Annotated in this window: 7 protein-coding genes and 1 pseudogene; 6 read left to right on the forward strand and 2 right to left on the reverse strand. The window is 69.1% G+C overall.

What is annotated here, in order from left to right; all coding sequences use genetic code 11:
- Window positions 1–179 precede the first annotated feature (179 nt).
- A pseudogene (locus C1I98_RS30670) lies at window positions 180–596 on the forward strand (tyrosine-type recombinase/integrase); the annotation flags it as partial.
- A 4-nt stretch (window positions 597–600) separates the two neighbouring features.
- On the opposite strand, the gene C1I98_RS30675 reads toward C1I98_RS30670, so the two are convergent.
- Window positions 601–1788, reverse strand: a complete 1188-nt coding sequence (locus C1I98_RS30675; protein ID WP_199537328.1) for a pentapeptide repeat-containing protein — start codon at window positions 1786–1788, stop codon at window positions 601–603.
- A 76-nt stretch (window positions 1789–1864) separates the two neighbouring features.
- On the opposite strand from C1I98_RS30675, the gene C1I98_RS40795 reads away from it, so the two are divergent.
- From C1I98_RS40795 to C1I98_RS40800, 3 genes are all read left to right on the forward strand, one after another.
- Window positions 1865–2053, forward strand: a complete 189-nt coding sequence (locus C1I98_RS40795) for a hypothetical protein (protein ID WP_146607731.1) — start codon at window positions 1865–1867, stop codon at window positions 2051–2053.
- A gap of 323 nt (window positions 2054–2376) precedes the next feature.
- On the forward strand, window positions 2377–4752 hold the full coding sequence (locus C1I98_RS30680; RefSeq protein ID WP_146607732.1) for a hypothetical protein: 2376 nt from the start codon (window positions 2377–2379) through the stop codon (window positions 4750–4752).
- A gap of 6 nt (window positions 4753–4758) precedes the next feature.
- Window positions 4759–5028 carry a hypothetical protein gene (locus tag C1I98_RS40800; RefSeq protein ID WP_146607733.1) on the forward strand — a complete coding sequence of 90 codons (270 nt, stop codon included), beginning with the start codon at window positions 4759–4761 and terminating at the stop codon, window positions 5026–5028.
- Window positions 5029–5171: 143 nt separating this feature from the next.
- Here the strand turns inward: C1I98_RS40800 and C1I98_RS30685 are convergent, their stop codons facing one another.
- Window positions 5172–5555, reverse strand: coding sequence for an STAS domain-containing protein (locus C1I98_RS30685; RefSeq protein WP_158558240.1), 384 nt, complete (start codon window positions 5553–5555; stop codon window positions 5172–5174).
- Window positions 5556–5701: 146 nt separating this feature from the next.
- On the opposite strand from C1I98_RS30685, the gene C1I98_RS30690 reads away from it, so the two are divergent.
- Together C1I98_RS30690 and C1I98_RS30695 are read left to right on the forward strand one after the other, a co-directional pair.
- Window positions 5702–6034 (forward strand): helix-turn-helix transcriptional regulator, encoded by a 333-nt coding sequence (locus C1I98_RS30690; protein ID WP_111170870.1) that lies wholly within the window; start codon window positions 5702–5704, stop codon window positions 6032–6034.
- 328 nt (window positions 6035–6362) lie between these two features.
- Window positions 6363–8465: sensor histidine kinase (locus C1I98_RS30695; RefSeq protein WP_111170871.1), on the forward strand; the 2103-nt coding region annotated here is incomplete at its 3' end.

The raw sequence follows: 8465 nt of genomic DNA on the forward strand, positions 1-8465 counted from the left end.
GAGATGCGGCACTCTCACGCCAGCAACGCCATTCCTGAAGTGGGCCTGGAACAGGTGTCCAAGCGGCTCGGGCACGCCAACGCCACCATCACCAGCTCGGTGTACTCCCACCTGACGCCGGACGCCGGACGCCGACGCCAAGACCGCCAAGGCCATCGACGCCGCGGGACAAGGAGCGTCAGGTGTTCATCACCGAGGATGCCGCCGCCCGCGTCGAAGCCTGGCTTGGAGTCCGCGGCACCGCCCCCGGCGCGCTGTTCCCGGGCCTGTACAAGGGCGGCCGGGCCCGCACCGGCCCCGTCGGCACCCATCCCCGGATGAGCGGCCAGGCCGTACGGAAGATTTTGCGTAAGCGCATCGCCCAGGCTGAAGTGAAGAACGCGACCCCTCACGACTTCCGCTGCACGTTCATCGGCGAACTCCTCGACGCCGGCGTAGACCTCGCCACCGCCCAAGACCTCGCCGGCCACTCCACCCCGGCCACCACCGCCCGCTACGACCGCCGCCCCGGCCGCCAACGCCGCGCCGCCGTAGACCGGCTCACCCTCCCCGAAGCAAAACGGCTACGGCCCGTCAAACAGCAAGGCAGCGGGTGAGCATCTAGTCCTCCGCTGAGGCTTTCGGCGCGCTAGGCACCCACCCAGGCGGCAGCGATAGCCCTTCCGGCGGCGGGAACGGGAGTCCGGACGGAGGCTCCGACCAGGTCGCCGGATCGTTGAAGTGCACTATGCCGCGCGAGAACACCGCGCTGGCGAAGTCCATCACGCCGCCGCTGAAATCCGCGCTGTTGAACCGTACCGCGCTGCCAGAGAACATTTCGCCGTTGAACCGTACCGCGCCGCCAGAGAACATCGCGCCGTTGAAATGCACTATGCCGTGGGAGAACTCCGCCTTGGCGAACGACACCTCGCCTCCGGAGAACTCCGCACGGTTGAAGACCACCGAGCCGCCGGAGAATGCCGCCTTAGTGAAGCGCACCATGCCGCCGGAGAACACCGCGTAGGCGAAAAGCACCGTGCCTGCGGAGAACTCCGCGCCGCCGAACAGCACCATGCCGCCGGAGAACACTGTGTCGGCGAATGACACCCCGCCGCCGGAGAATATAGCGTCGCCGAACAGCACCATGGCGCCGGTGAACACCGCGCCCTTGAAGGACACTATGGCGCCGGAGAACACCGCGCCCTTGAAGGACACCGTGCCGCTGGGGAACACCGCGCCGGAGAAGTCGCCGCCATCAAAGACAACGCCGGTGAAATCGAAGTCGTACCCCTGCCAGGAAGCGGAGGCACCGTCACGGAGGTGGGCACCGATGAGGCGGATGATGGTGTGCCGAACCTCGCGTAGCGCGGCAGAGGCCAGTCGGTCAGACTCCGGCGCACCGTTGGGCGGCTGTGGCGAGTACGGCATCCTCAGATACGCACAAAGCACGTCGATGCACGTCTGCCGAAGTTCCCTAGTAGGTGCGTCATCTGCCAGCCCGGCCATCGCGTGGACACCGGCCAGCCGCACCGCCGGGGAGTCATGGAAGAGTTGCCCGGCCGCGGCACCGAAGCGGTCGTTGTGGAGCTTGGTCGCTTCCCGCTGCTCCGCCCGGTGGGCTCGCTGCTCCGCCAACTGCGCCCGGTTTTCGCCTATCTCGGCGAGGTCGTGGGCGGCCTCGGCGAGTTTCTGCCTGCGGTAGGCCACGACCAGGGCGATCATCCCGCCGACACCGGCCACCACCCCCAATGTGAGCTTGACCAGATCCAGCAGTCGGGCCAGCGGCAGCCCGCCCTTTTCGATCACCACGCCAGGGAAGCCCAGCAGCCATAGTGACCCCGCCAGCAATGCGGCGCTGAGAAGGACCGTTCCTGCTAGGGAGAGCGTGAGAACGCGTCTGATCGGCGCGAGGCCCGACCCCTTGGGCGTGTACGGCGTGCCGTCGTCGCGGCGCGCGGGCGGAGGGGTCGGCTCGGCGGGCGGCGAGGGTTCACCGCCGGGAGCAGGGGGAGAGGTCACCGTCCTACGATGCGACACCCCCGCGTGGCCGGGCGGGGAGTTCATCATCGTGTGACCGACCCGCCCCCGTTCGGAAGATCAGTCCTCGAACCCGACCGGTACCCACTGTTCGCGCGGCTTTTGTGTCGGAGGCAATGGGGGGTGAGATCTGCCTTTGTGGTAAGTAGACGGGTTTGTTCATCTTCGGGATCATGAGGCGCCGTTCCGGAGTCGCTTGCGGGAGACGAGCATGGTGAGTGAAGGATCGCCGCCCGCGAGCCTGTGCGGCGACCGGCGGCCCGGCCGGCGGACTGTTCGACCTGCGCTACGACGACGACCGCTGTCTGCCTGCACCATCTACCGAGCGATCCCCCGACGAGGCAGGTCTCGATGCCCGGAGTGAAGAGAAGTCGGCCGATCAACGAACGTACGCGAGAGGTGCGCCGCATCCGGACCGAAGGCCGCCATGCCGGCTCGCCGCCCCGTTCCGGCTCGCCGATCCTTCCCAAGGCGGACAAGCGCAGCCGGTCCGCCTCGGCCCGCGAGGAGCCCGGCGCGCCTCCGCGCGCCGTCCAGCAGGTCAAGCTCGTGCCGCGCGTCTCCGTTAAGGACAACAAGATCGAGAGAATCAAGTTCGGCAACACCCGCACGCCCTCGCTGTTCGGCAACCGGATGGGCGACCACACCGGCTCATGGACGAGCGTCCGCGATTCCGTCCACGCCCTCGTGCATGGCAAGCCGGTCAAGGAGGCGGTGCACCAGCTGCGCGCCAGGCAGCAGGAGGCCCAGGCGTGGAGGGACGACGACACCTCGCTCGGCATGAAGCTGTGGAACACCCTGGAATCCGACGACCGCGACAAGCGCGAGGAGCCCCTCCGAACCTACGCCCGCCAGGTGGACGACCTGCTCAACAAGGCCGACGCCGCGCTGGACGGACGGAACGAGGTGGACCGGGATCCCACCGTCCACGCGGCCAGGCTGCTGTCGGAGGCGATCGGCTACCACCTCGCCTACCGCAACCTCCTCCCTTACGCCACGGTGCCCGCCACAAAGGCGCGGGGCTCGACGGGGGCGGGGGAGGGCGCGGCACGCACCGCCGTGCGGGAAGTCGAGAAGCAGCCGGAGAAGACGCTCTTACCGGGCGAGCAAGAAGGGACGCGCGAGAATCTGTGGAAGCTGTTCTCGATGGAGGCGGCGGTCCGCGCGGCCGGCGTCGTAAGCGTCGTCGCGCCGAAGGGGAAGGACGAGAGCCCGGGCACCGTGGCCCCTGACGTGGAGCCGCCGAAGAAGCGCGGCAAGCGGGAGCTCACAAGCCGCGAGCCATCGAGACTCGCCGAAAACAAGACGATCGCCAAGAATACGGAGCACAGCGCCGACCGGGACACCGGCTACCGGAAGACGCGGCATATGACAACGCGAACCACCCAGACCGTGCGGTCTCTGCGGGAAGCGCCATCCGAAGTGCCGCCCAGGGCCCCCGACCGGTCCAAGGAACACAATGAGGATCTGAATCAGACCTCCGGCGAAGATGCCCGGAACGAGTCGCCCACCGACGACTTGGCCAACGCGATCCAGGACGGCGCTCACATCCTCGCCCACCTGTTGTACGAGCACCAAAGGACCGTGGGCCAGGCATACCCCACCGCCGTCAAGAAGTCGGACTTCCTCGGATCCGACCCGGCCGCCGCCGCCGCGAAAAGGCTCCACGACCACCTGTCCGGCCTGGGGAATGCCCGCTCAGATGCGATCAAAAAACTGACCGACCGGGTCCAGGAACTGCACGCCGGCCTCGCCCCCCGGCCGACCCCGGCCACCGGCAACACCTGGATGACCGATCCCAGCACCAGCGAGCGTGCCGTCGCCGCCTTCCGCGGCGACCTCGTCGCCGCCTTCCGCAGCGACGGCACGCTCGCCGTCCAGGGCAGGCCCACCGCGCCGCGCGGGGTCGTGGGCCACGGCGCACACACGACGGCCTGGATAACCGAGGTCGATGCGGTGAAGCAGATGCTGGCCACCTACCACGAGGAGGGGATCGCGCAGAAACTCCGCGAGGAGACGGTCACCGCCCTCAAAGGCGAGCTGATGACGAAGCTCGCCGTCCTGTTGCCCACCGACCAGTTGAAGGGCGGGCAGGTCTCCGACATCTTCGACGCGGCGACGGACGTCATGGCGGCCGAGTCCCCCGAGGAGTCGATCGAGGCCTACCTGACGTTCCGGAACCTGCTGCCCTACGCCACCGTCTTCGCCGGCAGCCCGGACGGACAAGGCGAATACAGCGGAGCCCCCGCGGCGATCCAGTTCGACAAGGAATCCCTCCAGGCGGCCATCGACCTGAAGATGGATGAGTTCGACGATTCGAGATTCGACTCGACGATCCGTGAGATGGAGAAGGCCAGCGAGCTCACCGGCACGCCCGGCCGGGGCGAGGGCGGCGCCGACTCTGGGGAGGAGCCTGTGGCGCGCCCGCCGAGGTGGACGGGCTACCCGGAGGTGGCCAGGGCAGTCAAGGTAGTCGCCGACGCGATGAAAGCGACCGTGGAGGATCTTAAGCCCGCGAACTCCGACGCCGCCCGCGAAAGGGCCAGGGACAACGCCGCCGAGCTCGGCGAACAGATCATGACTGTCCGTGACAGTGAGCACGACAGGGTCTACGAACTCGCTTATCCGGGGAAGCGACCAAGAAGGCGGCGCGTTGCCGACGCCGGCCGGGCCTCTGCTGGACGCGGGTCGCCTGCACGTGCTCGGCGAGCCGCAGCACCGGCTCGGCGACGTTGATCGGATGTGACCGACCTCGAATCCGGGCCATGTGGTGACGCCTCGCCGCCTGGGGTTCCCCACGAGCGGCCGGTCTCCGCCGCCACCTGGGTCCAGCACCAGGTGACCGGCACAGCCCCGCCCGGCACGGCCGAAATGTACGTACAGATCGGTATGGAGACCGAGGCAGGTCACGCCACAGGAAGCGTCCTGTACGTGGACGACGTGGTGTGGCGGGCCACCTCGGGGTGGATGCGCATGCTCGCCGGATCGTTCCTGCAATTGACACCCGTCTGATCCCTGTTGGGTGCCCTGCCACTCCGACTCAACCCGCCGCCGCAGCGGGCGAGGGGATCGTCAGGAATCTCATGCACACCGTCAGGCGTTCGCGCATCCATGCACGGTCGCGCTCACCGAGGGTGGCCGCCCGCTCGATCCGCTCAGGCAGGCGAATAGGCGCAGTCGGGGAGGAGGTCGGCGGCCTCGGCTTCGGGCAGGAGGGCGAGGATGCGGCGCATGCCGGTCGGGACGTTGGTGAGGTGGGCCGCGCCGTCGCGGCACAGGCCGGTCAGCATGCGCAGCCCCGCCATATCGACGAACTCCAGCAGGCCGACATCGATGGTCAGGGTGTCCTCGGCGCTGGCGTGCGCCAAGAGGGGGGCGACCGCCGAGATGTTGGTCGCGTCGAGTTCGCCGACCAGGAGGACTCGGCCGCCACGTGGTGCGGGGGTGTAGGTGACGCGCAGGATGCCGTCCAGGTAGATCACGGCGTCGGCCGACGGGGTCCACACGCGGCGCGGACGGGTGTGGCGTGTGACAACCATGGTTATCCCCTTGCTCGCGGATGGACGTCTGACTAGCGGTGCCCAGCGTACGTCGGAACAATGATACATGAAAAGTGCTTCCGATATAATTTTTCCTGACACCGCCACCGCGGAGCGCGCCGCTTCGCCCTGCAGGAAGATGTGACGTGGCCAACGCCAGCCCCGACCGGCAGTCCTCCTCTTGGACCTTTCTGACCCACCACGCGCGGGTCCTGCTGGAGATCGCCCGCGACCCGCAGGCCCGTCTGCGCGACATCGCGGCGGCCATCGGCATCACCGAGCGGGCGGCCCAGGGGATCGTCTCCGACCTGCACGAGGCGGGCTACCTGACCCGCTCCAGGGTCGGCCGCCGCAACCACTACACGATCAATCCCGACCGGCATTTCCGCTATCCCACCGAGGCGGACGTGCCCATCGGCGTGCTCCTGGACATCTTCACCCGTCACCAGCACACCGGACGATCTGGCGCCGAGCATTGAGGCGCTCACCTTCGTCTTCGGCGGCCTGATCATCATGGCGGCGACCTGGCGCCGTACCGGCTGAACGAGACCCACCGGCCGGCGGAGCGTACCGCGCCGGTCGATCATCACTGTGTGTGAGAAGTTGGGCACTATGGTCACTCACGGTGTACACACACGCGCTCAGACAGAACAATTCCCTTGTTTGTTCACATAGGTCGCTTGAAGTGCATGTGCCCCATCGGCATAGTGGACGCACCATAGGCACCAGCCGTAGCGGGCAGTGTCGGGGGCGGCTCAGGGCTCACGACCGCCCGGCCGCACCACCACGAGCAATTGGACATGATGGATGAGTTCGCCCCCGCCGATTCGGTCCAAGCTGCTCCGGATTCTGCTCCTGCCGTTGATCTCCATGGTCGCCTTGTGGGGATTCATCACGTACTCCAGCCTCGCGGAGATCGCCACGGTCTCGCAGGCGCAGGATCGCTGGGAGGCCACCGGCTCGCCGGTGCTGCAACTGATGGTCGAGTTGCAGCGGGAGCGCCAGCTGTCCGCGGAGGCGCCGCGTGGTACCGCCTCCCACGCGCCGCTGGCCGAGCAGCGGCGGGTCACCGACGGCAAGGCCGAGCGGCTGCGCGACGTGATCGGCACGCTGGACCTGGAGTCGGCGGGCACGGAGACCCCGGCCCAGGTACAGGCCCTGGTACGGGCGCTGGACGGACTCCAGGCGCTGCGCGCCTCCGCCGACTCGGGCGGGCTGACCCCGCCGATAAAGATCATCACCGCCTACGACGACCTGATCGACGTCGCGAACAAGCAGTTGGGCGACCAGACGCCGCCGGTCGAGGTGTCGGCCTACCGCGCGGTGCGCGGCATGGCGGCCTACACTTCGAGCGCCGAGTACCTGGGCCGCGAGCATGCGATCATCACCAGCACGATCGTGCGCAACAAGATGACCCCCATCGACCGCGCCGCGTTCGTGGCCGCGTTCAACAGCCGCCGGACCATCTTCGCCAACGCCGAGCGCGACGCGAGCCACGAACTGCGGGCGAACCTCGACGAACTGGTCCGCAGCGGCCCCTACAAGCGGCTGCTCGCGGCCGAGGACGAGCTGTTCGCATGGGACACAAGCGGCTACGCGCCGCCGGTGGACCCCGCCCGGTGGAAGAGCGACGCGGGCCACATGCTCGACGTGATCAACCGCGGCACCCAGCGCGAACTGGTCCGCGTCATGGCCGAGACGCAGGCGCAGAAGACCGCGGCCTACTGGCGGGCCGGCCTCGTCGTGCTGCTGGGCCTGGCCGCCGTGGTCGTGTCGATCGTGCTGTCCTTCCGGTTCGGCCGTTCGCTGATCGTCGAGCTGCGGCGGTTGCAGGCGTCGGCGACGGAACTGGCCGAGCAGCGGCTCCCCAGGCTGGTGGAGCGGTTGCGCCGCGGCGACGACGTGGACCCCGCCACCGAGGCGCCCGCCCCCGACCGCGCCGACACCGCCGAGGTTGACCGCGTGGTGCAGGCGTTCTCGGCGGTACGGCGTACCGCGGTCGAGGCCGCCGTCGGCCAGGCCACCCTGCGCAAGGGCGTCTCCCAGGTCTTCCTCAACCTGGCCTGGCGCAACCAGGCGCTGCTGCACCGCCAGCTCGCGCTGCTCGACACGATGGAACGCCGGGTGGAGGAGCCGGAGATCCTTGAGGATCTGTTCAAGCTCGACCACCTGACCACCCGCATGCGACGCCACGCGGAGAACCTGATCATCTTGTCCGACTCGGCCCCCGCGCGCCGGTGGCGCGACCCGGTGCCGGTGTTCGACGTCATACGCTCGGCGGTGCTGGAGGTCGAGGACTACACCCGCGTCACCATCGCCCCCATGCCGAACGCCCCGCTGCTGGCGGGCGCGGCCGTCACCGACGTGATCCACCTGGTCGCCGAGCTGGTGGAGAACGCCGCCGTCTTCTCGCCCCCGGACACGATGGTGCAGATCCGCAGCATGACGGCGGCCAACGGATTCGCGCTGGAGATCGAGGACCGGGGGCTCGGCCTGAACCAGGCCACCCTCGACGACCTCAACGCCCGGCTCGCCACCCCGCCGGAGTTCGACCTGGCCGACAGCGACCGGCTCGGCCTGTTCGTGGTGTCCCGGCTGGCGGCCCGGCACGGCATCAAGATCATGCTGCGGCGCTCGCCGTACGACGGGACCACCGCGATCGTGCTGCTGCCCTCCGCCCTGCTGGCCGAGACGGAGGCGGTCGCCGGCCCACCGTCCGAGACGGACCACGCGGCGGTCGCGCGTACCGGCGGGCGGGTGCTGCGCGCGCTCGGCACCGCGGCCGTGGCCGTCGCCCCGAACCGGCCGCCGGGCCCGCGCCCGTCCACCGCTGAGCCGGGACCGGACGGGGCCGCCTGGTTCGAGTCCGGGCCCTCGCGCCCCCAGCGGCGTCGCCGACCGGCCCCTGCC

This window comes from Spongiactinospora gelatinilytica, assembly GCF_003236385.1.
GTDB lineage: Bacteria > Actinomycetota > Actinomycetes > Streptosporangiales > Streptosporangiaceae > Spongiactinospora > Spongiactinospora gelatinilytica.